Origin of the sequence: Chromobacterium paludis (assembly GCF_008275125.1) — a bacterium.
In the GTDB taxonomy this organism is placed as follows: Bacteria; Pseudomonadota; Gammaproteobacteria; order Burkholderiales; family Chromobacteriaceae; genus Chromobacterium; species Chromobacterium paludis.
Window position 1 is genome coordinate 4,234,330 of the sequence record NZ_CP043473.1, and the last position, 25,992, is coordinate 4,260,321.

24 protein-coding genes are annotated in these 25,992 nt (G+C 51.0%); 18 read left to right on the top strand and 6 right to left on the bottom strand.

Annotated elements, in window-relative coordinates; genetic code table 11:
* Positions 1–257: 257 nt before the first annotated feature.
* The 10 genes from FYK34_RS20135 (at position 258) to groL (ending at position 14,199) form a co-directional block, all read left to right on the top strand.
* Complete coding sequence (locus FYK34_RS20135; RefSeq protein WP_168209818.1) at positions 258–1,406, top strand: O-antigen polymerase; 1,149 nt, start codon at positions 258–260, stop codon at positions 1,404–1,406.
* Entirely contained in the window at positions 1,403–2,431 is a 1,029-nt protein-coding gene (locus FYK34_RS20140) for a glycosyltransferase family 4 protein (RefSeq protein ID WP_149299618.1), read from the top strand. The genes FYK34_RS20135 and FYK34_RS20140 overlap by 4 nt, the downstream gene beginning before the upstream one ends.
* 2,489 nt (positions 2,432–4,920) lie before the next feature.
* Positions 4,921–5,910 carry an SDR family NAD(P)-dependent oxidoreductase gene (locus FYK34_RS20145; protein WP_149299620.1) on the top strand — a complete coding sequence of 330 codons (990 nt, stop codon included), beginning with the start codon at positions 4,921–4,923 and terminating at the stop codon, positions 5,908–5,910.
* An 8-nt stretch (positions 5,911–5,918) separates the two neighbouring features.
* A complete protein-coding gene (locus tag FYK34_RS20150; protein ID WP_149299622.1) occupies positions 5,919–6,746 on the top strand; it encodes a glycosyltransferase in 828 nt (275 codons plus the stop codon).
* On the top strand, positions 6,743–8,683 hold the full coding sequence (locus FYK34_RS20155) for an HAD-IIIA family hydrolase (protein ID WP_149299624.1): 1,941 nt from the start codon (positions 6,743–6,745) through the stop codon (positions 8,681–8,683). The genes FYK34_RS20150 and FYK34_RS20155 overlap by 4 nt, the downstream gene beginning before the upstream one ends.
* A complete protein-coding gene (locus FYK34_RS20160) occupies positions 8,680–9,666 on the top strand; it encodes a GHMP family kinase ATP-binding protein (protein WP_149299626.1) in 987 nt (328 codons plus the stop codon). The genes FYK34_RS20155 and FYK34_RS20160 overlap by 4 nt, the downstream gene beginning before the upstream one ends.
* Positions 9,667–9,672: 6 nt before the next feature.
* On the top strand, positions 9,673–10,242 hold the full coding sequence (locus FYK34_RS20165) for a D-sedoheptulose-7-phosphate isomerase (RefSeq protein ID WP_149299629.1): 570 nt from the start codon (positions 9,673–9,675) through the stop codon (positions 10,240–10,242).
* A gap of 713 nt (positions 10,243–10,955) precedes the next feature.
* Positions 10,956–12,059, top strand: coding sequence for an MraY family glycosyltransferase (locus FYK34_RS20170; protein WP_149299632.1), 1,104 nt, complete (start codon positions 10,956–10,958; stop codon positions 12,057–12,059).
* Between the two features lie 161 nt (positions 12,060–12,220).
* A complete protein-coding gene (gene groES, locus FYK34_RS20175) occupies positions 12,221–12,508 on the top strand; it encodes a co-chaperone GroES (RefSeq protein WP_088739744.1) in 288 nt (95 codons plus the stop codon).
* A gap of 47 nt (positions 12,509–12,555) precedes the next feature.
* Positions 12,556–14,199, top strand: a complete 1,644-nt coding sequence (gene groL, locus FYK34_RS20180) for a chaperonin GroEL (protein WP_149299634.1) — start codon at positions 12,556–12,558, stop codon at positions 14,197–14,199.
* Positions 14,200–14,297: 98 nt separating this feature from the next.
* Here groL and rfbC read toward each other — a convergent pair whose 3' ends face one another.
* The 4 genes from rfbC to rfbB are packed head-to-tail and all read right to left on the bottom strand — an operon-like array spanning position 14,298 to position 17,771.
* Entirely contained in the window at positions 14,298–14,840 is a 543-nt protein-coding gene (rfbC, locus tag FYK34_RS20185; protein ID WP_149299636.1) for a dTDP-4-dehydrorhamnose 3,5-epimerase, read from the bottom strand.
* A 56-nt stretch (positions 14,841–14,896) separates the two neighbouring features.
* Positions 14,897–15,784 carry a glucose-1-phosphate thymidylyltransferase RfbA gene (gene rfbA / locus FYK34_RS20190; RefSeq protein ID WP_149299638.1) on the bottom strand — a complete coding sequence of 296 codons (888 nt, stop codon included), beginning with the start codon at positions 15,782–15,784 and terminating at the stop codon, positions 14,897–14,899.
* The gene (rfbD, locus tag FYK34_RS20195; RefSeq protein WP_149299640.1) at positions 15,781–16,707 is read right to left on the bottom strand and encodes a dTDP-4-dehydrorhamnose reductase; all 927 of its coding nucleotides are present in this window, start codon (positions 16,705–16,707) and stop codon (positions 15,781–15,783) included. Before rfbD ends, rfbA begins: the two co-directional genes overlap by 4 nt.
* Entirely contained in the window at positions 16,704–17,771 is a 1,068-nt protein-coding gene (gene rfbB / locus FYK34_RS20200; protein WP_149294489.1) for a dTDP-glucose 4,6-dehydratase, read from the bottom strand. The genes rfbD and rfbB overlap by 4 nt, the downstream gene beginning before the upstream one ends.
* 230 nt (positions 17,772–18,001) lie before the next feature.
* On the opposite strand from rfbB, the gene FYK34_RS20205 reads away from it, so the two are divergent.
* The 7 genes from FYK34_RS20205 to FYK34_RS20235 all read left to right on the top strand — a co-directional run bounded on the left by FYK34_RS20205 (position 18,002) and on the right by FYK34_RS20235 (position 23,557).
* Positions 18,002–18,748 (top strand): Nif3-like dinuclear metal center hexameric protein, encoded by a 747-nt coding sequence (locus FYK34_RS20205; RefSeq protein ID WP_149300112.1) that lies wholly within the window; start codon positions 18,002–18,004, stop codon positions 18,746–18,748.
* Positions 18,749–18,862: 114 nt separating this feature from the next.
* On the top strand, positions 18,863–19,447 hold the full coding sequence (petA, locus tag FYK34_RS20210; protein WP_149294490.1) for a ubiquinol-cytochrome c reductase iron-sulfur subunit: 585 nt from the start codon (positions 18,863–18,865) through the stop codon (positions 19,445–19,447).
* A gap of 14 nt (positions 19,448–19,461) precedes the next feature.
* Positions 19,462–20,805: a cytochrome b gene (locus tag FYK34_RS20215; protein WP_149294491.1), complete on the top strand. Its 1,344-nt coding sequence runs from the start codon at positions 19,462–19,464 to the stop codon at positions 20,803–20,805.
* A 17-nt stretch (positions 20,806–20,822) separates the two neighbouring features.
* Positions 20,823–21,584, top strand: coding sequence for a cytochrome c1 (locus FYK34_RS20220; RefSeq protein ID WP_149294492.1), 762 nt, complete (start codon positions 20,823–20,825; stop codon positions 21,582–21,584).
* Between the two features lie 139 nt (positions 21,585–21,723).
* Entirely contained in the window at positions 21,724–22,404 is a 681-nt protein-coding gene (locus FYK34_RS20225) for a type 2 periplasmic-binding domain-containing protein (protein WP_168209606.1), read from the top strand.
* Positions 22,405–22,525: 121 nt separating this feature from the next.
* Entirely contained in the window at positions 22,526–23,128 is a 603-nt protein-coding gene (locus FYK34_RS20230; protein WP_103318420.1) for a glutathione S-transferase N-terminal domain-containing protein, read from the top strand.
* A gap of 9 nt (positions 23,129–23,137) precedes the next feature.
* Positions 23,138–23,557: a ClpXP protease specificity-enhancing factor gene (locus FYK34_RS20235; RefSeq protein ID WP_149294494.1), complete on the top strand. Its 420-nt coding sequence runs from the start codon at positions 23,138–23,140 to the stop codon at positions 23,555–23,557.
* A 123-nt stretch (positions 23,558–23,680) separates the two neighbouring features.
* Here FYK34_RS20235 and FYK34_RS20240 read toward each other — a convergent pair whose 3' ends face one another.
* Positions 23,681–24,991, bottom strand: coding sequence for an ammonium transporter (locus tag FYK34_RS20240; RefSeq protein ID WP_149294495.1), 1,311 nt, complete (start codon positions 24,989–24,991; stop codon positions 23,681–23,683).
* 26 nt (positions 24,992–25,017) lie between these two features.
* Entirely contained in the window at positions 25,018–25,356 is a 339-nt protein-coding gene (glnK, locus tag FYK34_RS20245; protein WP_021478498.1) for a P-II family nitrogen regulator, read from the bottom strand.
* Positions 25,357–25,668: 312 nt separating this feature from the next.
* On the opposite strand from glnK, the gene FYK34_RS20250 reads away from it, so the two are divergent.
* Positions 25,669–25,956 carry an accessory factor UbiK family protein gene (locus FYK34_RS20250; RefSeq protein ID WP_149294496.1) on the top strand — a complete coding sequence of 96 codons (288 nt, stop codon included), beginning with the start codon at positions 25,669–25,671 and terminating at the stop codon, positions 25,954–25,956.
* Positions 25,957–25,992: the final 36 nt, after the last annotated feature.

Consider the following 25,992-nt stretch of genomic DNA (forward strand, 5'->3'; position numbering starts at 1 on the left):
GTTGCGTAAAATGTTGCTGAATCATTTACCTCTAAAGCGGGGCGGCAATAGGCAAAATTTTTCTTAGTGAAGGATACGTTGACTCTAGAGTTGTGGTTATGCAACAACATCGGTTTTGATGAAAATGCGCTTATAATTTCAACATTTCAACTAAAAATTACAGAGCATTTTGTCACACTCAGTGAGGTATGTGTTATAAATTATATCGACAGGTAAGTTTTTTACAATACGGCCTAACTAAAAAGGTTCACTTAGAAATGACTTTGGTTTTTCTTTCTAGTTTAATTTGTTTCGCAACATTATTAAAATTAAAACGTGATCCAGTTGAACCTGCATTTTTGCTTGTTATTGTATGGGGCCTTATTTCAGGAATGGAAATATATTGGGGCGTATATTCCATATCGTTATACGCGCAAATCATTATTTCGGCAAGCATCGCTTTCTTTTGCATGTCCTCAGCACTCATCTCATCAAGAATATTTTCGAGTAATAAAATTTATCCGAATTATATAAATAGTAACATAGGCATGTATTTGTCATTGTTTTTAGTTATTTTTTTTCCGGTTTTTGTTAATGGCCTAAATGGTTTGTCAGAACTAAGTAATACGACAGCAATTGAGCTTAGAGATGCAATGACGGAAAGTAATCATAACAAAGATTTAAGCCCTATCATATCCATAGGCTTGAATTTTCCGATAGTATTCCTCATTTATTATACCTCAGTTGTCAGTAAAGTTCGGGATAAATGGCTTTTTTGCCTTTTTTTTGTTGGCTTACTATATATTTTGCTTTCCTTTTCAAAGGGATATTTACTTCAATTCGTTATACCACCGTTGATAAATTTATACATTCGTGGACTTATTACCAAAAAGCATCTTTCTGTAATTTTCTGTATTTTGTTAAGTGTGATCATATTGCTTTTCTTTGTAAGAGATTACTTTGTTGGTTCGAGCGTTCTATTTCAAATGTATATTCTTGCTCCCGTTGCTGCTTTTGATCAAATAGTATTAGGTAAGTTTTCGCTGAACAGCCCTGAGTATGATTTTTTGACTCCATTTTATGATTTTTTTAATTTGGCAATAGATAGAAGTCGTGACACTCACTGGGTTGATGTTGGAGTGCCAACAAATGTTTTCACTGTTTTTGGTATTCTGACAAATGATTTTGGTGGATTTGGTTGTGTTATAATTTTTAGTCTGCTAGGTGTGTTGAGTAGAGTTATATATATTAAAGCAAGAAATAATCAGAATGTTATTCTGTTAACCCTGTTGGGTTGGGTGATTTATGGAGTTGGATTATCTTTTTTTTCAGATGGTTTGCTTGGTATGATCGGAACATATTCAAAGTATCTTCTTTTAATATATTTTATAGACTGTTTTTTCTCAAAAAGAATTAAGATATCATGAGAGTTGCATTTATATTACCATCAAATGCGAAAGCTGCACCTAATGTAGTTGCTAGCCTTTTAATAAAGCAATTAGTGAAGAGTAATATTGTAGTTGATTTATTTGTTTTTAAATTTTCTGAAGTTGATCGTGAGTTGCCTTTTGAAATCAAACCAGTTTTATTGAATTTTAAATTTGAATTTTCTAATTATGACATTGTGCATTCTATGGGTTTTAAACCTGATTTATTCGTCTTTATGAATAAAATGCTAGGTAAAATTGGCAGCTGTAAGATTGTTACTACAATTCATAGTGATGTAAAAAAAGATCTCATAGACTTGTATGGATTTTGTCGTGGCTTTTTTTTCTCAACATTATGGCGATGCGCTAGCTGCAAATTTGATGCAAGGATATTTCTGAATAACATTCAGATGTCTAATTTTGGATTTCATTCGAAGTATCTTATTAACAGGGTTATTCCAAATGCGGTAGAGCTTTCTGATTATAAATTTAGTTGGCAAGTGAAGATGAAAAATATAGTTCTTTATTGTGGAGCATTGAGGGATATAAAAGGCGTAGATATTGCATTAAATTCAGTAAGATTTTCAAATTTATTTAATTTAGATGTAGTGGGTGATGGGAGTAAGAGATCTGTTCGTAGGTATCATGATATTGTTAAACAAAATGATATAGAAGGGCGTGTAAGATTTTTAGGACATTCAAGTGATGTCAATACTCTACTTTCAAAATATAAAATAATTATTGTTCCTTCTCGCTCTGAAGGATTTGGATTGATAATATTAGAAGCTATATATAGCGGGCTGTATGTTATTTGTAATGATATACCTGAGCTAAGAAGTTTATTTAATAATTTTCCAGTTTTTTTCTACAAGGAAAATGATGCAAAAAGCCTTGCGTTGGTGATAGAAAAAATATTGGACTTGCCGGATATACGCAGTGTTGATAATTTTTTTAAGGAAAAATTTGCACCTGATATAATGGGAAGGGCATATATTAATGTGTATAAAGAGCTTGCAGCCGAGTAAATAGATGGCTAATGTGTTAAATTAAATTATTTGTATGGTGATCTACATTAATATTTGTTCTGTATGTTGTGTAAAATGATAATTAAAATTGCCAATCCTTGGATTGGCAAAACAAGTTTAATAGATGTCAAGTTTTAGATTTTTGGCTCCTCTCTATTCGAATAATATATGGAGCGCTGTTTTTGGCCTGAATCGATGTTCACTAATTTATTGATAGTCCTATTGAATATTTGAGGTAGAACAGCACCTAACGCTTCAATATTTAGACAAGATTGTTTCTGGATTCGAAACTATGCCTTGCCAGCCTATTATTGATCTAGCTGTTGAAGATCCCATTTCAGCTGATGGAGAAGGGTGATTAACCAGCAATATCCAACTGAGTAATACTCAGTTCCTAATTCACGCTGAAGCATATGGTGAGCATGGTTATTGGATACGAAATAAAATTTTGGTCTGTGAAATGCAAAGCGGCTTTGGTGATGGAAATAATCGGGGCAAAACTGCGGTGCCCGAGGTTTTGTATTTTCCCTTTACAAGTGAGGACTGGGGCGCTAATAGAAGCAACGGCATAGGGTATATTCTATAGGTCAAGCTGATGAAAGACCACAAACAATATAAAAACCCGATTAGGGATCTATATGACGTTTACTTGACGCCATGCAGGAGCTACTGGGCTAAAAAATTTCAATGACCTGCAGGGCAAAGGATGATAAGTAACCAAGTTAGATCGACAAGGGTTAGCTAAGGTTAATATCCAAATATTGATGCGAAAGTTGTGGTCCTGGTTGGCATGCCCAGATGCACGGTGTCTTTTCCCGTGTAGGAGACTGTGCTGAAACTCCAACGGCACTTTTTGGTAACGATCAACGCGATGAACGAGGAGAATCGGCATTTGGCTGTAACTAGGTCGCTAGCCTTGTAAGCTTCAACAAGAAGGCCATACAAACAATTTCAAACGGTGAAGAAACGTCAGATGTCCTTTGTTCCCTCGAGCAGGCATTGTCCTCGATAGTCCAACGGTCTAATGCCGATGGGCTACTGATTAGAGCTGGCAAAATCGGACGCTGCGGCCTGATGCTTCTGATCCGATGCTAATTGCTTGGCTTGGATTTTCGCGCAGCGGCTAGTCGAAAACGGTAGAATCTGCGTTATAGAATGTATAGATCAGTAATTTGGCAGTTTGTGATGTGTGCGGGAAAAATTTTAGGTGAGAAGCGATAACGATATGTTGTTCATCAGCAGGTACTACACGGCGCTGGTCAAAGAGTTACGGTGTACACGCAAGTTCATTGCGTCGAAAGTCTGAAAATATCAGTCGAGTCGTAGCGGGATGATTTTTTCCCATATCAACCAGCGTCCGCATCGGTACGGTAGATGCAAACACTGGATAACGAATATAAATTAGCAGCCTGGTTTGAGTAGAAGCTGCTGGATCATTGCATTTGGATGATCATTGCTTTGTTGTTGTACGGTTTAAAAATGCGTAGCCATACTACTACGGGTGGGCAAGTTTCCAGATGCGCTTGCTCAAATTATTGTTTTAGCTGTGATAGCTACACAGGAGTGGGGTAGCCAGAGCCCCCGCAGGCAGTTCTGATTGTTTCCAATGATTGTCGGAAGTGCGTAGTCAAAGATATCCATTGAAGCTCCCAATCGGTGTGGTGAAGTAAGTCTTGGAACAGAGCTTGCTCTTTGCAGAGGCTGAGCGAAGATTGGTGATTGCCAAATACGCGCTGTAAAATGGGTGGTTTGATCGGTAAGCCGGTGGTGATAAACCTGCGCCTGCAGTGTGCAGCGTTACCTTGTTGGAGGCTGAGAAACGATGGCTGCGTAAGGAGCTAGCTAAGAATTGTCTGGGGCGCGATGTGATATAAAAAATGCAACATATTTTGTTTAAACAGACAGCTGTTGATTGATTTAGATGAGCTACCGATACTGCAAAGATATTAGTTTCATGCTCTTTGCGCATACTATTTCAGAAATTTTTCAGCATTTTATATACGTTATAGTAAGGTTAGGAATTGATATAACCCTTTTCATGTGGTGTTGCACGAATTTTAGACATCTAAAGCTTATTTGTTAATTTTTTACTGATTAACAATGGTGCCATCTACTAGGTAGATACCTACATTGTGAAAATTATAATAGTTGCTATTTTCTTTCAAATGTGTCTAGCGCTTTTAGTATTGAGTAAATTGCTTAGATATGTGTTTTGGTTGAACGGGTTAAATCTTAACTGAGGCAATGGTTGAATTGATGGTGAAAAATTAATCTGATCACCCTTAGAATGGCTATCGTGATAATAAGTGATTCAAATACGGACGTGCTTGTACCTACAGTAGGCTTTGGCACTTACGAATTTTCAAATTAGAAATTTACGATTAGGCATCGTAAGAGAAGAGTACCTGAATAAGATTGCATGGATGGTATTCAAATCTAACTTGATTTTTTATTATAATATTGTTTTATTTTTAATGTAGGTGAGTGGCATGTATACAATTTCTCCATTTCCCATTTCTATCGTAGTGGGAGGAGCTGGTTTCATTGGTGCAAATCTTTGTTCGATGCTGTTGGAGGCTGGACGAACGGTTGTAGTTGTTGATAACCTTTTACGTGGAAGTCGGGAGTATTTGGATTCTGAGTTTATTTCCTCTCGATTGTTCTTTATAGAAGCTGATCTTTCGGATAGGGTATCTGCGGAGTTGGCATTTACTAAGGCTCTTTCGTTTGGAACCGTTGATGAAGTTTGGCATTTAGCGGCAAACTCGGACATCCCTGCAGGTGTGGAAGATGCTGATGTTGATTTGAAGGATACCTTCTTAACAACTGTAGAGATACTGCGTTGCATGAAGAAATATAAAATTGGCAAGCTTTTTTTCGCTTCAAGTTCAGCAATTTATGGAGATCTTGGTGATCAGCCGCTGCATGAGGAAATTGGTCCCCTTCTACCAATATCAAACTATGGTGCGATGAAACTGGCATCAGAGGCGATCATAAGTGCGGCAGCTGAAAGCCACCTTGAAAAAGCTTGTTTATTTCGCTTTCCTAATGTTGTGGGTGTGCCTGCTACCCATGGCGTCATCTTGGATTTTGTACGGAAACTAAAAGCGAATAATGGGCACCATCTTGAAGTACTGGGAAACGGTACTCAGCGTAAGTCTTACCTACACGTAAGTGACCTTGTTTCAGCTATGCTGCATATCCGTGCCCGCACAGATTTACCTAAGATCTTTCCTATTAATATTGGCCCTATTGATGAGGGAGTCTATGTTCACTGGATAGCTGAGCAGGTTGTCCAGCGTGTGGCGCCAGATGCAGATATTTACTTTGGTAATAGTAATCGCGGTTGGATTGGCGATGTTCCTAAATTCCATTACTCTACGTCCAAGGTTCAAGATTTAGGTTGGAAGCCAGAGCTAGGATCTGAGGCTGCAGTACTTTGCGCAATTAATGAAATAGCTTGTCAAGAAGGCTTTTAGGAATTGTTATGCGTGATCTAACTCCACGTATTAGCATTGTGGTACCTACTTTCAATGAGGCACCTCATATCATTCGCGCTAGCCTTGAAAGCATTCAGCGTCAGACCTTCACGGACTACGAATGCATTGTTGTTGATGAGAGTACTCAGCCGGAACTTGCCGAATACTGCCGAGTAGTTTGCTCTGAGGATTCTAGATTTGTTTATATACATCCAAATGAGCGTCTTGGATTAGCTAAAAGCCTTAATCTTGCAATTTCTATGTCTCGTGGGAATTTGATCGCAAGATTTGATTCTGATGATATTTGTATTTCGGACCGGCTTGCGCTTCAAGTTGCATTTCTTGATGCTCACCCGGAAGTATCATTGGTTGGTGGGGCGCTTGAGATTATAAACAGTGAGGGCAATACGCTTGCTCATCGCCTATATCCTGAGTCCTCTTCAGATATTGCGAAAGGTATGCAGGTTACGAACACGATTGCGCACCCGACAGTCATGTTTCGTAAAGAAGTTTTTGAACGATATGGTGGATATAATGGTGATTATCGTTTCTCGGAAGATTTGGAGCTGTGGTTGCGGTGGCTTAATGCGGGGCTTAAATTTGCTAATTTACAAAAAGTACTCGTTCAGTATAGGCAAGACAGTACTTGTCGGAATCAAAAACATTGGCGGTATAATCTGAAAGCACGCATTTCAAACTTCTGTATCCGCTATTTAATTATCCGTATTTTGGGTATAGCTGCTATTGCTTTTTGGGCTGTGCTACCTAACCCAGTTCAGGAGTTTTTCTTTAAGCTCCTGATCTTACAGCGCCGCAATCAGGGAGTGCCACAGTGAGTGAGTTAGCAAAGAAGAGTAACGTAGCAATTTTGGCTGGTGGGATGGGGACGAGGCTCCGAGAACGTAGCGGCGATCTACCAAAGCCCATGGTGCCAGTGCTCGGTAAACCGGTGTTACAGCATCAAATTGAATTATGTCGGAAGTATGGATTTACTGACATTGCATTATTGGTGCAGCATCGCTACGAGAAAATCGCTGACTTCTTTGGTGATGGTTCGGCTTTCGATGTATCGCTCACCTATGTGATAGAGGAGGTGCCACGCGGGACTGCCGGTGCACTACGTGACGCATTGCCTATTCTTGACGAGCGTTTTTTAGTTTTGTATGGCGATACTTTTATTGATGTCAACTTGCGAAAATTTTGGAATGCGCATATATCATCTAGTGCGGCTGGCATGTTATTGCTACACCCAAATGATCATCCGCAAGATTCTGATTTGGTTGATATTGATAGTCAAGGTAAAGTGCAAGGTATCCTTCCATACCCACACCCACCGGGTCGGGTTGTGCGAAATCTAGTCAATGCGGCTTTGTATGTACTTGAGCGTGATGGGCTGGAAGATGTGACACCTGCTAAAGGTAAGGCTGATATCGCGAAGAACATGTTTCCGCTCATGTTAGGCTTGGGGCGGCATCTTCATGGATACATAACCCCAGAATATATTAAGGACATGGGGACGCCTGATCGCCTTGACAAAGTTGAGCGGGATTTGATCTTAGGCCTTCCGGAGAGGCTTTCATGCCGACATCTTCGTCGCGCGGTATTTCTTGATCGTGATGGTACGTTGAACCGTGAAGTTAATCATCTTAAGACTCGTGATCAACTGGAATTGCTGCCTGGTGTTGCCGCTGCAGTGCGTAGCTTAAACCGTAATGGTACTCTCGCTGTGGTCGTTACTAATCAACCAGTTGTTGCTCGTGGTGATGTAACCCTCGAAGAGCTTGAGCAGATCCATGCTGGACTCGAGTCTGAGCTTGGTGCTGGTGGTGCTTTTCTTGATGGCCTATATTTTTGCCCACATCATCCTGACAAAGGTTTTCCTGGTGAGGTGATGGCGCTCAAGTTAGCTTGTCGTTGTCGTAAACCTGAACCAGGCCTCATAGATGTGGCCTGTCAAGATTTAAACATTGATCGGCATAACTCTTGGATGGTTGGTGATACAACCTCAGACATTGAGGCTGGTCAACGCGCAGGTGTGAGGACCATTCTGTTGCGAACTGGTTATGCAGGAGGTGATGCCAAGTGCAATATTCGTGCAGATTACACTTGCGCTGATTTGTCCGATGCAACTGATTGGATTCTTAGAGGGCATGCAGACCTGTCCCAGCGGATGATGTCGATAGCGATGACGGCGAGCCGTGGTAAACGTATTGTGTTGATAGGCGGACTTGCTCGCGCTGGTAAGAGTTTTGCGGCCCAAGTGCTAAAAGAACTACTACATTCGATTGGTTGTAAGTCTCATGTTATTTCTCTCGATGGATGGTTAAAACCGAAATATTTGAGATCCGAGAGAGTTGGGGTGTGTGATCGCTATGAGTTGTCTAAGGTTGGTGGCTTGATCGCAGAGGTGGCCCGCTCTGCTTCGCGCGAGTTGCTTTGTGAACCATTGTATGACCGTGTCACTGGTACTGCTGGGGCGCTTTCGATAGAACACTCAATTGGGCCTAATGATGTCCTTATTGTTGAGGGTGTCCCTGCACTTTTGATAGATGAACTCAGTAGTTTGCAGGGTACTGTCAAAGTATATATTGATATTGATGAAGCTCTGCGTTCAAAAAGATTGGCTGCTGACTACGCATGGAGAGATGTTCAAATTGATCAATCAATAAATACGTTGGCTATGAGAGAGTATGATGAAATTTCGATGGTTATGAAAACACGAGCGCTGGCAGAGTTTGTCGTTCAGCAGAAGTTAGGGAGGGAAAGTGAATGATTGTTAGTAAGACTCCATTGAGGATGAGCTTCGTGGGGGGGGGCAGTGATCTCCCTGCTTTCTATCGTGAGGAAGTCGGTGCTGTATTATCGACATCTATCGACAAGTATATATATGTTTGTGTTAACAAAAAATTTGATGGCAGAATACGAGTCAGTTATACACGGACTGAAGATGTTGAGTTGAGGCAGCAAGTAGAGCATCCGCTTGTGCGCGAGGCTCTCGACTTACTTAGAATTGATGGCGGTATTGAAATTGTATCCATGGCGGATATTCCTTCTAAGGGGTCTGGCTTAGGGTCATCTAGTACCTACACAGTTGGCTTACTTAATGCCCTCTATGCGTATAGGAATCAATTTGCTTCAAAAGGTATACTGGCTGATCAGGCATGTGATATTGAGATCAATCGATGCGGAGAACCGATCGGTAAGCAGGATCAATATGCTGCAGCCTTTGGAGGCCTTAACCTTATCAGATTCCATCCAGATGATTCAGTTTCTGTAGATCCTGTTATCTGTAAGCCTGAGATATTGCAGATGATGGAAGATTCCATGATTGTATTTTTTACGGGCCGTACGCGTAGCGCATCTGCAGTGCTCGCGAATCAGTCTGTTGCTTTGCAGACTTCTGATCGTAAATCATTAATGCGTCGAATGGTGCAATTAGCTTTTGAGATGAAAGAGCAGTTAGAGTCAGGGTCACTTGATTACTTCGGTGACTTGCTAGATGAGAATTGGAGACTTAAAGCACAACTTACTGAAGGTATTTCTGATCCACAAATTGATTCTTGGTATTCTCGGGGGCTTGCCAATGGTGCATTGGGAGGGAAATTACTAGGTGCTGGCAATGGAGGTTTTATATTGTTTTATGCACCAAAAGAAAGGCATCCTAAAATAATTTCTGCACTGGCTGAGTTGCAGCAAGTTAAATTCAGGTTTGATCGAGCAGGTGCTCAAATCGTTTTTTATCAACCGATTATGTGAGTTTTCATGTCTACAAATTTTACTGTCACTAATTATTTTGCTGCTCATGCTTTTTTGGGGCAGAAGATTGATACCGTTGCTTTTCAAAAAGGCATTGATATGATCAAGGCTGCTTTTGATAGCGGGAAGAAAATTATTACATGCGGTAATGGTGGTAGTGCATCAACTGCATCTCATTACATTACTGACTGGAATAAGATGGTTCATCTCACGACAGGAAAAAAATTCCGAGGAGTTTCTTTGTGCGATAATGTCGGGCTGATAACTGCTTACGGAAATGATTTGGCATATTCAGATGTTTTTTCAGGCCAGGTAGACGCCTTAATGGATGAGGGAGATTTGCTTGTTGCAGTAAGTGGTAGCGGAAATTCTCCTAATGTAATTAAGGCTATAGAGGCTGCTAAAAAGTCTGGTGGCATAGTTTTGGGTGTTGTAGGTTATGATGGTGGTAAGATGATGCCCATGTGTGATCATAATGTTTGGGTGCAATCCTTTGATATGCAACTTTGTGAAGATGTCCATCTTATGTTCGGACACATGGTAATGAAGACACTTTGTAATTTTTCAATAAAATAATGACCTGCTGAGCGACTTCTAAATCCAACAAGGTCTCCGTACTCGGTTATTATGATCACGCAATCTGAAAAATTTTTAAAGTCATCATCTTTTTATACGGTGGCTTTGTGTTTTGTAAGCATGCTTATTTTTTAATTTTTCTTTGGAGTCAAGCAGGGCAAGTTAAAAATAGAGTGACATTGTTTTCTAGAGATTTCTGAGGTGTTTGAAATACTATTTCCACTATTAGCTATTGCCGTTTTTAGAACCGCGCCGGCGCTTTGGATTGTAGAGCAGACTTGCCTAAATCCGTAAGCACTAAGATTTATTTTAAAGAAGAAGTTCAGTAATGCTACTCCAGACTGCTTATGCAGTAATATGATTACTTGGTGAGGGAATTGTTTGGCTAAAGTGTCGTGGGTTTGTTAAATGCATGAGCAACTGGGTAAATGTTTAAGCGCTTTTCTTAATTAAACTCGATTGTCTAGGCATTTTTAGTAAATTCAATTGGCACAATGAGGCTCGGTGCATTTAGAAGCAGAAAATTGGCATGTTTCGCTATAAAATTTGACCGAAAATACTGATCCCTTGTATTAGAAATTTAGAGATCACTTACGATAAACGTTGTAGTTTTTCGTGGAGTTCAGCGTGGCTGATAAAGTTATGGGAAAATGAGTACATTTCCTTGCTCGCGGACGGGTTTATCTTGTAATTTTGTGATAGAAGGCAATTGAATGCTATTAATTTTGTTTTGTTCTACGTTATTTGCCCTAGTGGCTGGGGCGGCACTGATACATTACGCTCATTTGCACGAGCATTTTTCAGCTGACCATGACCTTACTGGCGTACAAAAGTTTCATGCTAAACCCGTACCTAGGGTTGGAGGGCTGCCATTAATGGCAGGCTTGGTGATTGGAAGCTGTGTTGTGTTTTACCTAATAAGGTCATGGTTGCCAATATTATTAATTATTGCTTCAGTGCCTGCATTTGGTGTGGGTTTGCTAGAGGATTTGACAAAAAAGATCGGTCCTGGACCGCGGCTTTTTGCTACTTTTTTAGCAGCTGTTTTGGCATATTTTTTGGTCAACGCCGAGCTTGTGCGCTTGGATATTCCTGGTGTTGATATTCTACTCAAGCAGTTTTGGGTTCTTGCCTTGTTGTTGACCATTGTCGCGGTGGGTGGAGTTGCTCACGCTGTTAATATTATTGATGGTTACAACGGCTTGTCAGGCGTGGTGGCTATTTTCATATTCTTGGCAATGGCCTACGTGTCATTCAAAGTGCAGGACCAAGTGCTAATGGGCATTTGCTTTGCCATGATCGGTGCTATTGCAGGTTTCTTGTTCTGGAATTTCCCGCGGGGGATGATTTTTGCAGGGGATGGAGGGGCATATTTGGTCGGTTTTATGATGGCGGAGGTTGCCGTGCTGTTGGTTGGGCGACATTCAGAGGTTTCGCCGTGGTTCCCTCTGCTGTGTGTGATTTATCCTGTTTTTGAAACATTGTATTCAATTTACCGTAAAAAATTTCTCAGGGGAATGTCGCCGGGTATGCCGGATGGTTTGCACCTGCATATGCTTGTGTACAAACGTCTAGTACGTTGGATGGTGGGTTCTAAGGATGCTGCTCACCTCACCCAGCGCAATAGCCTGACGTCTCCCTACTTGTGGGCGCTGTCCTCGTTCTCGGTGGTGCCCGCCATGCTGTTCTGGAACAATACACCGGTGCTGATCGGCTTTGTGCTTGTATTCATGTTCAGTTACGTTCGCCTTTATCGGATGATCATCCGCTTCCGTACCCCTCGCTGGCTAATGCTGCGCAAGACCCCCAACGCCTGATCCTTTTTGAGCCTGCTGAAAATTGCCTCGGCAGGCTCTTGAAATCCCTCCCTCTCGTCCCTATCATTAGCACTCGCAACAGTCGAGTGCTAAGCCCTCGGCTGACGACTAAATAGATCCTGATGTTCAACTCCCAACAGCCAAAGCAATAGGAGAGATCCATGGCAATTCGTCCTCTGCACGACCGTGTTGTTATCAAGCGCCTCGAGGCTGAAGAAAAGACCGCTTCCGGCATCGTTCTGCCGGGTGCCGCGGCTGAGAAGCCGGACATGGGCGAGGTTCTGGCCGTCGGTAACGGCAAGATCCTGGAAAACGGCGAGCGCCGCCCGCTGGAGCTGAAGGTCGGCGACAAGGTGATCTTCGGCAAGTATTCCGGCCAAACCGTGAAGGTGGACGGCGACGAAGTCCTCGTGATGCGCGAGGAAGACGTAATGGGCATCGTTGAGTAATCCGACCCTTACTTTGACTTCATAAACAGATTCTGGAGATTTCGAGCATGGCAGCTAAAGACGTTAAGTTTGGTGATTCCGCTCGCAGCAAGATGGTTGCTGGCGTCAACATCCTGGCCGACGCGGTTAAGGTAACCCTGGGTCCGAAGGGCCGCAACGTGGTGCTGGATCGCTCCTTCGGCGCGCCGACCATCACCAAGGACGGCGTGTCTGTGGCCAAGGAAATCGAACTGAAGGACAAGTTCGAGAACATGGGCGCCCAGATGGTGAAGGAAGTAGCTTCCAAGACTTCCGACGTAGCCGGCGACGGCACCACCACCGCCACCGTTCTGGCGCAAGCCATCGTGCAAGAAGGCATGAAGTTCGTTGCCGCAGGCATGAACCCGATGGATCTGAAGCGCGGCATCGACAAGGCCGTGGTATCCCTGGTAGGTGAAATCGCCAAGATCGCCAAGCCCTGCGCGACCACCAAGGAAATCGCCCAGGTCGGCTCCATCTCCGCCAACTCGGATACCGACATCGGCGAAATCATCGCCAACGCCATGGAAAAAGTGGGCAAGGAAGGCGTGATCACCGTTGAAGACGGCAAGAGCCTGAACAACGAGCTGGATGTGGTGGAAGGTATGCAGTTCGATCGCGGCTACCTGTCCCCGTACTTTATCAACAATCAGGACAAGCAGATCGCCGCGCTGGACAATCCGTTCATCCTGCTGTTCGACAAGAAGATCTCCAACATTCGCGACTTGCTGCCGGTGCTGGAGCAGGTAGCCAAGTCCGGTCGTCCGCTGCTGATCATCGCTGAAGACGTGGAAGGCGAAGCGCTGGCTACCCTGGTGGTGAACACCATCCGCGGCATCCTGAAGGTTGTTGCCGTGAAGGCTCCGGGCTTTGGCGACCGTCGCAAGGCCATGCTGCAAGACATCGCTGTGCTGACTGGCGGCACCGTGATCGCCGAAGAAGTGGGTCTGACCCTGGAAAAAGCTTCCCTGGACATGCTGGGCCAAGCCAAGCGCGTGGAAGTGGGCAAGGAAAACACCACCATCATCGATGGCGCCGGCGAAGCTGCCACCATCCAGGCTCGCGTGGGTGAAATCCGCAAGCAGATCGAAGAAGCCACGTCCGACTACGACCGCGAGAAGCTGCAAGAGCGCGTGGCCAAACTGGCCGGCGGCGTTGCCGTAATCAAGGTTGGCGCCGCCACCGAAGTGGAGATGAAAGAGAAGAAGGCTCGCGTGGAAGACGCGCTGCACGCCACTCGCGCTGCGGTTGAAGAAGGCGTGGTTGCCGGCGGTGGCGTGGCCCTGCTACGCGCCCGCGCTTCGCTGGACAGTCTGAAGACCGACAACGCCGAACAAGAAGCGGGCGTGAAGATCGTGCTGCGCGCCATCGAGGCTCCGCTGCGTCAGATCGTCAAGAACGCCGGCGACGAACCGTCCGTTGTGGTGAACAAGGTGCTGGAAGGCAAGGGCAACTTCGGTTACAACGCCGCTACCGGCGAATACGGCGACATGCTGGAAATGGGCGTGCTGGATCCGGCCAAGGTCACCCGCTCCGCTCTGCAGCATGCTGCATCCGTTGCTGGCCTGATGCTGACCACCGACTGCATGATCGCTGAACTGCCGGAAGACAAGCCGGCTGCTGGCGGCATGCCGGACATGGGCGGCATGGGTGGCATGGGCGGCATGATGTAATTAGCCTTTATAAGCCGGCGGCGTAGCCGCTGCCGGCTGCATACGAAAGCGGCCTGGATAGCGATGCTGTCCAGGCCGTTTTGTTTTATTAAACGATGTTAGGCGCCAAGCGTCGTAAACAGCGGCGCTGCCTGATCTTTGGGTGATAGTGCCGGCGGGTGCTTTAGCGGCCAGTCTATTGCCAGATCCGGGTCATTCCAGGCGATGGCGCGCTCAAGATCTTTGAACCAGTAGTCGGTGGTTTTGTACAGAAATTCCGCGTCGTCGCTCAGTGTCAGGAAGCCATGGGCGAAACCAGGGGGAATCCACATTTGTCGTTTGTTGTCTGCGGACAATTCCACGCCAACCCACCGGCCGAAGGTGGGCGATTGCTGTCGGATATCGACGGCTACGTCAAACACCGCGCCGGCGATGACTCGGACGAGTTTGCCTTGGGCATGTGGATCGAGCTGGTAGTGCAGTCCGCGTAGTACGCCCTTAGCTGAGCGACTATGGTTGTCTTGTACAAATTCGACCGAATAGCCTATGGTCTCTTCGAATTTCTTTTGGTTGAAACTCTCGAAGAAAAATCCGCGCTCATCGCCAAAAACAGCGGGTTCGATTATCTTGACGTCAGAAATTTCTGTATCGATGACATTCATGGAAAGCTGTCCTGCCGCGCTGGCGCTGGCGCTGGGCCTTCGCCGGCACTATTGGGTTAGTAAGTATTGTGTTGCAGCATGGCGAGTAGATAACGGCCATAGCCAGTCTTCTGCAAGGGGTGCGCCAGTTTTTGGACTTGTGCGCCGTCAATCCAGCCGCTGCGGAAGGCGATTTCCTCCGGGCACGCCACTTTCAGGCCTTGGCGGCTTTCAATGGTGGCGATGAACTGGCTGGCTTCCAGCATCGATTCATGGGTGCCGGTATCGAGCCAGGCATAGCCGCGGCCCATGGTCTGCACATCCAGCGAGCCTTGTTGCAGATAAACGTTGTTGACGTCGGTGATTTCCAGCTCTCCGCGTGCGGAAGGGCGGATGGTTCTGGCGATGTCGACCACTTTCTCGTCGTAGAAGTACAGGCCCGTCACCGCGTAATGTGATTTGGGTTGCTTGGGTTTTTCCTCGATCGATAGCGCTTTGCCATGGGCATCAAACGCTACCACGCCATAGCGTTCCGGGTCGTTGACGCGGTAGGCGAATACGCTGGCGCCGCTAGCTTTGGCGTTGGCCTCTTGCAATAGGCTGGAGAAGTCGTCGCCGTAGAAGATATTGTCGCCCAGAACCAATGCGGAGGGCGCGCCGTCGAGGAAGCGCTCGCCGATCAGAAAGGCTTGCGCCAGACCGTCTGGACTCGGCTGCACCGCGTATTGCAGGTTGATGCCCCATTGGCTGCCGTCGCCAAGCAGCTGTTCGAAGCGCGGCGTGTCTTGCGGCGTGGAGATGATCAGCATGTCCCGGATGCCAGCCAGCATCAGCGTGCTTAGCGGATAGTAAATCATCGGCTTGTCGTAGATCGGCAGCAGCTGCTTGCTGACAGCGATGGTCGCTGGATACAGGCGAGTGCCGGAGCCGCCGGCTAGAATAATGCCTTTGCGAGCCTTGCTCATGGAGACTCCTTTACATTTTGTTGTGCTTGTCGTTGTTGCCACAAGGCGGTGAGCGTTGCATCGACGCCTTGCTGCCAGGCTGGCAGGGTGATGCCGTAGTTGCGTTGCAGCTTGCCGCAATTCAGGCGAGAGTTGGCCGGGCGTTTCGCCGGCAGCGGGTACGCTTCAGTCGGGATGCCGTGTACTGCATCCGGGCTCAGCGCCAAAGGGAAGCCGAGCAGTCGAGCTTGGCCGATCAGATATTGGGCGTAGCCGTGCCAGCTGGTTTCGCCGGAGGCGACCAAGTGGTAGGTGCCGAAAGGGCAGCCCTCGCTATCCGTCAGGTAGCGGCGAATGAGTTGTGCTGTCGTGTCTGCTATCAAGGCGGCGGACGTCGGCGCGCCGATTTGGTCGGCCACCACTTTCAGCTCCTGGCGCTCTCCCGCCAGACGCAGCATGGTTTTGAGGAAGTTGCCGCCGTGCGCGCCAAATACCCAGCTGGTGCGCAGGATCAAGTGGCGAGGAGCCACAGCGCGCACGGCCTGTTCGCCATTCCATTTGCTGAGCCCATATACCGATTGCGGATCGGCGGGATCGTCCTCGCGCCATGGCGTGTCGCCTCGGCCGTTGAAGACGTAGTCTGTGGAGTAATGCACCAAGAGCGCGTCATGCTCTGAGGCCCAGCGAGCCATGGCTGCGGGAGCTGTGGCATTGACGGCCTGCGCGAGCTCGGGCTCGCTCTCAGCCTTGTCGACGGCAGTGTAGGCGGCGGGATTGACGATGATGTCTGGCCGCCGCTCATTCAAAACGGCGTGAATGGCGTCCGCATCGGCAAGATCCAGGCTTTTGCGATCCAGCGCAATCAGCTCGCCCAGCGGCGCCAGCGCGCGTTGCAACTCGTGGCCGACCTGGCCGTTCTTGCCGGTGATCAGGATGCGCGTCATGCGGGTTGGCCGTAGTGTTGGTTGATCCAGTCGCGGTAATGGCCACTGGTGACGTTGTCGACCCATTGCGGATTGTCCAGATACCACTGCACGGTCTTGCGAATGCCGGTTTCAAAAGTCTCCGCGGGTTTCCAGCCCAATTCCTTTTCCAGCTTGCGCGCGTCTATCGCATAACGCCGGTCATGGCCGGGGCGGTCCTGCACGAAGGTGATCTGCGACGCATAGCTATCGCCATCGGCGCGTGGCTTGAGCTCGTCCAGAATCGCGCAGATGGTATGAACCACGTCCAGATTGGCTTTTTCATTCCAGCCGCCGACATTATAGGTTTCGCCCAGCGTGCCGGCTTCCAGTACGCGGCGAATGGCGCTGCAGTGGTCTTTCACATACAGCCAGTCGCGTACTTGCTGGCCATCACCATAAATGGGCAATGGCTTGCCGGCCAGCGCGTTGAGGATGACCAGCGGAATTAGCTTTTCCGGGAAGTGGTAGGGGCCGTAATTGTTGCTGCAGTTTGTGGTCAGTACGGGCAGGCCATAAGTATGGTGCCAGGCGCGCACCAGGTGGTCCGAGGCGGCTTTCGATGCCGAGTACGGGCTGTTGGGCTCGTAACGATGCGTTTCGGCGAAGGGCGCGTCTTCCGGCGACAGCGTGCCGTAGACTTCGTCGGTGGACACGTGCAGGAAGCGGAAGGTGGCTTGCTGTTCGGAGTTCAGGCCATCCCAGTAACCGCGGACGCTTTCCAGCAAGTTGAAGGTGCCGACGATATTGGTTTGGATAAAATCACCGGGACCATGGATGGAGCGGTCGACATGGCTTTCTGCCGCAAAGTTGATGACCGCGCGTGGTTGGTGTTTGGTCAGCAGGGCATCGACTAGATTGCGGTCGCCAATGCTGCCATGGACAAAGACATGGCGAGCGTCTTGCTGCAAGGATTGCAGGGTGTCCAGGTTGCCGGCATAGGTCAAGGCATCTAGGTTGACGACGGTTTCATCGTGGTTGGCCAGCCAGTCGAGAACGAAATTGCCGCCTATGAATCCGGCGCCGCCGGTCACGAGAATAGTCATATCAGCATCCTGTTATAATCGGGTTGCATATTATTGAGTGCCGGCAGAGGGGCTGGCTGAGCCACGCATCATGCGTGCCCAGCCAGCAGTCGCGTGCAGGTGATGGCCGCTTGAGCGTTCGAAGCTGGCATTTTATCAAGTTCTAAATGACGATGGGCGCTGTTGCAATCTGTGCGGGGGAGGATCTGCTGCAAGAGGGCATTCACTTTATCAAGCTTGGAAGAAAAATGATGAGATTGAATCTGCTGTTGGAAAAATTGAATCTTTTGTTGGAGCCCTCGCGCTACAAGGACTACGCGCCCAATGGCCTGCAAGTGGAAGGCCGGGCAGAGGTCGGCAAGATTGTCACCGGGGTGACGGCCTCGCAGGCGTTGATCGACGCCGCCATCGAGCGCGGCGCCGATGCCATTCTGGTGCACCACGGCTATTTCTGGAAGGGAGAGGATGCCTGTTTGAGCGGCATCAAGCGGCAGCGGATCAGCAGCTTGCTGCGGCACGATATCAGTCTTTTGGCATATCATTTGCCATTGGATGGGCATCTGGATCTGGGCAACAATGCCATGCTGGGCAAGCGCCTGGGGCTGGAGGCGCTTGGTCAGTCTGGAGAACAGGGTTTGCTCTGGCATGGCGACTGGCGTGAAACTGGAGATGCCGCCCGGCTGAACGCGCATATTTCGTCTATTCTGGGCAGAAGCGCCTTGCTGCTGGGCCGGCCTGACAAGTTGGTGCGCCGAGTGGCCTGGTGCACCGGCGGGGCGCAGGGATTCTTTGCCGACGCGATCGCGCTGGGCGTGGATGCCTTCATCACCGGCGAGGCATCGGAACAGAATTATCATATGGCGATGGAGAGTGATGTCGCATTCATTGCCGCAGGACATCATGCCACTGAACGCTATGGCATCCAGGCTCTTGGTGAGCATTTAATGAAGCACGAGGGCATAAAAGTGGAATTTATTGACCTGAATAATCCGGTTTGAGAAGTTGTAGCGCCGTAATGACAATTTATTTGCATGGATGCTTCAAGTCCCTACTAGTAATCGGGTAAAATCTGGCGGTTTAGGGCTCGATTTCCACGATTGAGGATGATTGCAATGAGTGAACAACAAGTCGATACTGGCCGCCGGCGCTTTCTGACGCTGGCATCCAGCGCTGTTGGAGGGGTTGCGGTAGTCGGCGCGGCCACGCCTTTTTTCCTGAGCTTTTTCCCGTCTGAACGGGCAAAGGCGGCGGGGGCGCCGGTAGAGGTCGACATCGGCAAGATCGAATTGGGGCAGAAGATCAATGTCGAGTGGCGCGGCAAGCCGGTATGGATTCTCAACCGCACGCCGGAACAATTGAAGAACCTGCCAAAGAACGATCCCAAGCTGGTGGACCCCGCGTCCGACGTGGATCAACAACCCGCTTATTGCAAGAACGAACATCGTTCCATCAAGCCTGAATACCTGGTGGCGGTGGGCATCTGCACGCACCTGGGCTGTTCTCCGACCTTCCGCCCCGATCTGGCGCCCGCCGATCTGGGACCGGAGTGGCTGGGGGGGTTCTATTGCCCCTGCCATGGCTCCAAGTTCGATCTCGCCGCGCGCGTGTTCAAGGGCGTGCCGGCGCCGAAGAACTTGGAAATCCCCCCGCACAAGTATCTGTCCGACACCCGTCTGCTGATCGGCGACGACAAATAAGCTGAGGGCGAAAAATGAGCAAAGCGCAAAAGTTGCTGAACTGGGTGGACGAACGGTTTCCGCTGACCGCCCTGTGGGAAAGCCAATGGGGCAAATATGTCGCCCCCAAGAATTTCAATTTCTGGTATTTCTTTGGCTCCCTGGCCATGCTGGTGCTGGTGCTGCAAATCGTCACCGGCATCTTCCTGACCATGAACTACAAGCCGGATGCCACGCTGAACGCGGCCGGCGTGCCGGTGGCCTTCGCCTCGGTCGAGTACATCATGCGAGACGTGGCGGGCGGCTGGATCATCCGCTACATGCACTCCACCGGCGCCTCGATGTTCTTTGTCGTGGTCTATCTGCACATGTTCCGCGGTTTGATCTACGGCTCTTACAAACAGCCGCGTGAGCTGGTGTGGGTGTTCGGCACGCTGATCTTCCTGTGCCTGATGGCTGAGGCCTTCATGGGCTATCTGTTGCCCTGGGGGCAGATGTCGTTCTGGGGCGCCCAGGTGATCGTCAATCTGTTCGGCTCCATCCCGGTGATCGGTCCCGACCTGTCGGTGTGGATCCGCGGCGACTATGTGGTGTCGGACGCGACGCTGAACCGCTTCTTCGCCTTGCACGTGATCGCGGTGCCGCTGGTGCTGCTGGCGCTGGTGGTGGCCCACCTGATGGCCTTGCACGAAGTCGGCTCCAATAATCCGGACGGCGTGGAGATCAAGCAGCAGCCCAAGGACCCGGCAACCGGACTCTATCTGGACGGCATCTATTCCCACCCTTACTACACCGTCAAGGACATCCTCGGCGTGGTGGTGTTCATGGTGGTGTTCTCGGCCATCGTGTTCTTCCTGCCGGAAATGGGCGGCTACTTCCTGGAGCATCCGAACTTCGATCAGGCGGATCCGCTGAAAACGCCGCCGCACATCGCGCCGGTATGGTACTTCACGCCGTTCTACGCCATTTTGCGCGCCGTGCCGTCGTTCGCCGGCACCCAGGTGTGGGGCGTGTTGGCCATGGGCGCCGCCGTGGTGCTGATCGCCTTCCTGCCGTGGCTGGATCGTTCGCCGATCAAGTCCATCCGCTACCGCGGTCCCAAGTTCAAGGTCGCGCTGATCCTGTTCATCGCATCCTTCATTGGCCTGGGCATCCTGGGCGCGCTGCCGCCGACTGGTCTGCGCACCGCGCTGTCGCAGATTTTCTCCGTGGTCTATTTCGCCTTCTTCCTGGGCATGCCGTTCTACACCAAGAACGATGTCGGCAGCGTGCCGGTGCCGGAGCGGGTGACGGACACCAATGCCAAGCGCCAGATCCAGTTCCTGGTGATGGTGGCTCTGACCGTGTTCCTGGCCGCGCTGTTCGCCATGAACGTGTAAGCAAGGGGATAAGGAAAATGAAAAACAAGATGCGCAAGCTGATCGCCGCGATGGCCCTGACGCTGCCGTTCTCTGTCGCGCTGGCCAACGAGGGTGGCCCCAAGCTGGAAAAGGCCCCGATCGACATCCAGGATACGGAGAGCCTGCAGCGCGGCGCGCAAATCTTCGTCAACTACTGCTTGTCCTGCCACTCGGCCAGCATGATGCGTTACAACCGGCTGGAAGACATTGGCCTGTCGGAGGAGCAGATCAAGGCCAATCTGCTGCCGGAGGGCGCCAAGATCGGCGACCAAATGAACATCGCCATGGAGAAGAAGGATGCCAAGGCCTGGTTCGGCGCCACGCCGCCGGACTTGTCTCTGATCGCGCGTTCGCGCGGCGCGGACTACCTGTATGGCTACCTGCGCGGCTTCTACCGCGATCCTTCTCGTCCGACCGGCTGGAACAACCTGGTGTTCGACAAGGTGGGCATGCCCAATATCTTCTGGGAGCTGCAAGGCGAGCAGGTGTTGAAAACCACCAAGGATGCCGAAGGCCATGAAGAGCACAAGCTTGAGTTGGTCAAGGCGGGCACCATGACCAAGCTGGACAATGGCAAGGCCGACACGGTCGAGTTTGACCGACGCATGGCGGATCTGACCAATTTCTTGGTCTACATGGGAGAGCCGGCAGCGGTGAAGCGCCAGCAGATCGGCTACGTGGTGCTGATGTTCCTGGGCCTCTTGCTGTTCCCGCTGGTGTATCTGCTGAAGAAGGAATACTGGCGCGACGTGCACTAAGGGCGCGCAGTCAGGAGAAAAGCGGAGCGGAGGCTCCGCTTTTTTATTGTCCGCTTCTCGTAGTGGCTATAGTGGTCACGATGGCGATTGGGAGGGGATGATGGGCTTTGGGCGGCGAAGTGGAGAGGCGATTCTGGCCATGTCGTTGGCGCTGTTGGTGGCGCCATCGGAAGCTCAGGTGTTGCGTTTGCTCGCGACAGAGTGGCCGCCCTACTGCGGAGAGGCTCTGCCAGGCGGAGGCCGGCTGGTTAGAAGCGTACGAACGGCTTTCCGCCAGGCAGGCTATCAAACCGAGGTCCGGGTTATGCCATGGAAGCGAGCCTTGGCAAGTTTGGCGTCGGGCGAGGCGGATGGCCTGATCGGCGCGGAACAGTCCTCTTCCACGCCGGCGGCCATGGCTGTGAGCGTGGAGCTGATGCAGGATCGGGAATATTTGTTTAGCCGACAAACGGAGCGCGCAGCCTCCGCCGCGCGGCTGGAGGTTTTCCGGGGCAAGCGAGTCGGCGTGATGCGAGGCTCGGTGGTGCCTGAGTTGCGGGCGGTTGGGATGTTGGTCGAAGAGGCGAACAATGACGAAGCGAATCTGCGCAAGCTTCAGCTGGGGCGCTTGGATCTTATGCTGGCCAACGCTGACGAAGTTGAGCATTTAGTGGCGAATGAGCCGGCGCTGGCGCAGCGAATCCAAAGGCTGGAGCCGCCTATTTACCGGAATCCGCTCTATTTGCTGCTATCCCGGCGGCTAAGCAATTGGCCAAAAGTGATGTCGGATTTCAATGCGGCTTGGGAGCGCGGGGAGGCGATGCGTACGATTGAAAAATGATGAGCGGCAATAAATCAATTTAAAAACAATGACTTATTCTATTTTTCTGGAAAATCGCAATGCGTCGGTGGTATACTTCAGCTCGTTTGATAACTTCTAGTCTTGCAAGGATTTCACCACCATGATGACCCTCTATTCCGGAATCACCTGCCCCTTCAGCCAGCGCTGCCGCATCGTGCTCTTCGAAAAGGGGATGGATTTCGAAATCATCGATGTGGACATCCATAACAAGCCGGAAGACCTGGCTGTGATGAATCCGTACAACGAAGTGCCGGTTCTGGTGGAGCGCGACTTGATCCTGCACGAGTCCAACATCATCAACGAATACATCGACGAGCGCTTCCCGCACCCGCAGCTTATGCCAGCCGATCCGGTGATGCGCGCTCGCGCCCGCCTGTTCCTGCACCGTTTCGAGAACGAGCTGTTCATTCACGTCAAGACGCTGGAAGCCGGCGCCACCGGCAAGGAAGCCACCAAGGCGCGTGAAGCGATCCGCGACGGCCTGACCACCATCGCGCCTATCTTCGCCAAGCAGAAGTTCATGCTGGGCGACGATTTCTCGATGATAGACGTGGCCATCGCCCCGCTGATGTGGCGCCTGGAGCACTACAACATCGACCTGGGCAAGAGCGCCGCGCCCATCCTGAAGTACGCCGAGCGCATCTTCCAGCGCCAGTCTTTCATCGACTCGCTGACGCCGTCCGAGAAGGCGATGCGCAAGTAAGGAAACGCGATGAGCACCAGCACCAAGCCCTACATGATCCGCGCCTTGCACCAGTGGTGCTGCGACAATGGCCACACACCCTACGTCGTGGTCTGGGTCAATGATAAAACCGATGTGCCGCGCGAGTTCGTCAAGAACAACGAAATCGTGCTGAACATCGCTTACAGCGCGACCAAGAATCTGAAGATGGACAACGACTGGATCTCGTTCTCAGCACGCTTTGGCGGAATGTCGCGAGAGATCTGGCTGCCGGTGGGCAATGTGATGTCCATCTTCGCGCGCGAGACGGGCGAGGGCATGGGCTTTGAGGTGGAGCCGATGGCGGATCACGCCGACTTGAAACCGGCGCCGGACGCGTCTGGCAAAAGTGATGACGAGCCGGGTCCGAACCGCCCCGGCGGCCGTCCCAGCCTGCGCATCGTCAAGTAGGCAGACCAAACACGAAACCGGCCCAAGGCCGGTTTTTTTTGCGCCCGCTGCGGCGCGTGGACGAAAAAAAACGGGGCCGAAGCCCCGCCAAGTCCCTTACACAACAATCTTGATCGGTCTGGTTTACTCCACGCGCTCGCCGTGCAGCACCAGGTCCAGGCCCTCGCGCTCTTCGTCTTCGGCGACGCGCAGTCCCAGTACCATGTCCACTAGTTTCAGCAGCACAAAGGTTACTACCGCGCAGTAAGCCGCGGTCACGCCGACGCCCAGCGCCTGGGTGGCGAGACTGCCGTCGGCGCCGCCGATGTCCTTGACCGCGAACACGCCGGTCAACAGCGCGCCCAGGATGCCGCCCACGCCGTGCACGCCGAAGGCGTCCAGAGAGTCGTCATAGCCCATCATGTGTTTCAGCCCGGTGGCGCCCCAGAAGCACACCACGCCTGCGGCCAGGCCGATGGCCAGGGCGCCCTTGACGTCGACGAAGCCGGCGGCCGGCGTGATGGCGACCAGGCCCGCCACCGCGCCGGAGGCGATGCCCAGCACCGACGGCTTCTTCTTGGCGATCCACTCGGCGAACATCCAGGCCAGCGCGGCCATCGCGGTGGCAACCTGGGTGGTGACCATCGCCATGCCGGCGCGGCCGTCGGCGGCGGCGGCGGAACCGGCGTTGAAGCCGAACCAGCCCACCCACAACATGGAGGCGCCCACCAGAGTCAGCACCAGGTTGTGCGGCGGCATGGCGTCCTTGCCGAAACCGACGCGCTTGCCCAGCACCAGCGCCGTGACCAGGCCGGCCACGCCGGCGTTGATGTGCACCACGGTGCCGCCGGCGAAGTCCAGCACGCCCTTATCTGCCATCCAGCCGCCCGGCGCCCAGACCCAGTGCGCCACCGGGGCGTAGACCAGCAGTGACCACAAGGTCATGAAGACCAGCATGGCGGAGAATTTCATCCGTTCGGCGAAGGCGCCGGTGATCAGCGCGGGGGTGATGATGGCGAAGGTCATCTGGAAGGTCATGAACACCGATTCCGGGATGGTGCCGGCCAGCGGGTGCACCGCCACCTTGCCAGCATCCTTCATGAATACCATGCCGTCCAACATGACGCGAGACAGGTCGCCGATATACGGATTGCCTACGGTGAAGGCCAGGCTGTAGCCGATGACCGCCCACAGCACGGTCACTAGCGCAGTGATGGCGAAGCTTTGCATCAGCGTGGCCAGCACGTTCTTCTTGCGCACCATGCCGCCGTAGAACAGCGCCAGGCCGGGAATGGTCATGAACAGCACCAGGGCGGTGGAGGTCAGCATCCAGGCGGTGTCGCCGGAGTTGATCACCTTGACGGCAGCCACCGCCGGGCCTGCCGGCGCGTCGGCCAGGGCCGGCAGGGAGAGGGTGGCGAGCGCGGCCGCCGCTGCAGCGAGTTGTTTTTTCATTATCGTTTCCCCAGTGTCTCGTGGCGTCAGACGGCGTCGGCGCCGGTTTCGCCGGTACGGATGCGGATCACCTGCTCCAGGTCGTAGACGAAGATCTTGCCGTCGCCGATCTTGCCGGTGCGGGCGGATTTTTCGATGGCTTCCACCACCTGGTCCAGCAGCGCGTCGTCGATGGCGATTTCCAGCTTGACCTTGGGCAGGAAGTCGACGACGTATTCGGCGCCGCGATACAGCTCGGTGTGGCCTTTCTGGCGGCCGAAGCCTTTGACCTCGGACACGGTCACGCCTTGCACGCCAATGGCGGACAGGGCTTCGCGGACTTCGTCAAGCTTGAACGGCTTGATGACTGCGGTAACGAGTTTCATGACGGCTCCTTTTCGGGCGGTAGACAGATTTGGTTCTGCTGCGAACGGTAATGCAGGAATCGTGCCAGCTCGTGCGGAGGCCGCCACTATTCATGATGCGGCGCAATAGCGGGGCCTGGTCGCATTATGGCACTGTATTTGTGCACTGCAACGGGAATGAGTGCACCGTCATGGTGCGCAGGGGTGGGCGTATATCAGCTGGCTTTCGCGGCGGGGCGGTGAGGGACTCGCCGACGGGACAGGAAGGCGGGAGCAAGGCAGCGCTTTTTGCTACACTCCGCTTGAATATCAAGACACTGCGGGAGTCCGAATATGTTGAGTCAGAAACTGTTTGAAGAAATCAGCGCCAAGATCAGCGAAACCATCGCCGCCAGCCCGGCCAAGGACATCGAAAAGAACGTGCGCGCCATGATGGCCTCCACCTTCGCCAAGATGGATCTGGTGACGCGGGAGGAATTCGACGTGCAGCAAGCGGTGTTGACACGCACGCGCGAGCAGTTGGCGGCGCTGGAGTCGCGTTTGGCCAAGCTGGAGGGCCAGGTGTTCCCGGCGGAGGCGGCTGAGAAGGTGGCGGAACAGTCGGAGCTGGGCCACTCCTGAATGGCGGAGGCGAATTAGACATCGCTCCTGGCGCAC

What these genes read in the sequence shown, in the direction of transcription:
- FYK34_RS20135 (WP_168209818.1), top strand. Translation starts at nt 258, where the DNA reads ATGACTTTGGTTTTTCTTTCTAGTTTAATTTGTTTCGCAACATTATTA.
- FYK34_RS20160 (WP_149299626.1), top strand. Translation starts at nt 8,680, where the DNA reads ATGATTGTTAGTAAGACTCCATTGAGGATGAGCTTCGTGGGGGGGGGC.
- FYK34_RS20225 (WP_168209606.1), top strand. Translation starts at nt 21,724, where the DNA reads ATGTCGTTGGCGCTGTTGGTGGCGCCATCGGAAGCTCAGGTGTTGCGT.
- glnK (WP_021478498.1), bottom strand. Translation starts at nt 25,356, where the DNA reads ATGAAACTCGTTACCGCAGTCATCAAGCCGTTCAAGCTTGACGAAGTC.
- FYK34_RS20220 (WP_149294492.1), top strand. Translation starts at nt 20,823, where the DNA reads ATGAAAAACAAGATGCGCAAGCTGATCGCCGCGATGGCCCTGACGCTG.
- FYK34_RS20145 (WP_149299620.1), top strand. Translation starts at nt 4,921, where the DNA reads ATGTATACAATTTCTCCATTTCCCATTTCTATCGTAGTGGGAGGAGCT.
- FYK34_RS20235 (WP_149294494.1), top strand. Translation starts at nt 23,138, where the DNA reads ATGAGCACCAGCACCAAGCCCTACATGATCCGCGCCTTGCACCAGTGG.
- FYK34_RS20240 (WP_149294495.1), bottom strand. Translation starts at nt 24,991, where the DNA reads ATGAAAAAACAACTCGCTGCAGCGGCGGCCGCGCTCGCCACCCTCTCC.
- petA (WP_149294490.1), top strand. Translation starts at nt 18,863, where the DNA reads ATGAGTGAACAACAAGTCGATACTGGCCGCCGGCGCTTTCTGACGCTG.
- FYK34_RS20170 (WP_149299632.1), top strand. Translation starts at nt 10,956, where the DNA reads ATGCTATTAATTTTGTTTTGTTCTACGTTATTTGCCCTAGTGGCTGGG.
- FYK34_RS20230 (WP_103318420.1), top strand. Translation starts at nt 22,526, where the DNA reads ATGATGACCCTCTATTCCGGAATCACCTGCCCCTTCAGCCAGCGCTGC.
- rfbD (WP_149299640.1), bottom strand. Translation starts at nt 16,707, where the DNA reads ATGACGCGCATCCTGATCACCGGCAAGAACGGCCAGGTCGGCCACGAG.
- FYK34_RS20205 (WP_149300112.1), top strand. Translation starts at nt 18,002, where the DNA reads ATGAGATTGAATCTGCTGTTGGAAAAATTGAATCTTTTGTTGGAGCCC.
- FYK34_RS20250 (WP_149294496.1), top strand. Translation starts at nt 25,669, where the DNA reads ATGTTGAGTCAGAAACTGTTTGAAGAAATCAGCGCCAAGATCAGCGAA.
- groES (WP_088739744.1), top strand. Translation starts at nt 12,221, where the DNA reads ATGGCAATTCGTCCTCTGCACGACCGTGTTGTTATCAAGCGCCTCGAG.
- FYK34_RS20165 (WP_149299629.1), top strand. Translation starts at nt 9,673, where the DNA reads ATGTCTACAAATTTTACTGTCACTAATTATTTTGCTGCTCATGCTTTT.
- FYK34_RS20150 (WP_149299622.1), top strand. Translation starts at nt 5,919, where the DNA reads ATGCGTGATCTAACTCCACGTATTAGCATTGTGGTACCTACTTTCAAT.
- groL (WP_149299634.1), top strand. Translation starts at nt 12,556, where the DNA reads ATGGCAGCTAAAGACGTTAAGTTTGGTGATTCCGCTCGCAGCAAGATG.
- FYK34_RS20140 (WP_149299618.1), top strand. Translation starts at nt 1,403, where the DNA reads ATGAGAGTTGCATTTATATTACCATCAAATGCGAAAGCTGCACCTAAT.
- rfbC (WP_149299636.1), bottom strand. Translation starts at nt 14,840, where the DNA reads ATGAATGTCATCGATACAGAAATTTCTGACGTCAAGATAATCGAACCC.
- rfbA (WP_149299638.1), bottom strand. Translation starts at nt 15,784, where the DNA reads ATGAGCAAGGCTCGCAAAGGCATTATTCTAGCCGGCGGCTCCGGCACT.
- FYK34_RS20215 (WP_149294491.1), top strand. Translation starts at nt 19,462, where the DNA reads ATGAGCAAAGCGCAAAAGTTGCTGAACTGGGTGGACGAACGGTTTCCG.
- rfbB (WP_149294489.1), bottom strand. Translation starts at nt 17,771, where the DNA reads ATGACTATTCTCGTGACCGGCGGCGCCGGATTCATAGGCGGCAATTTC.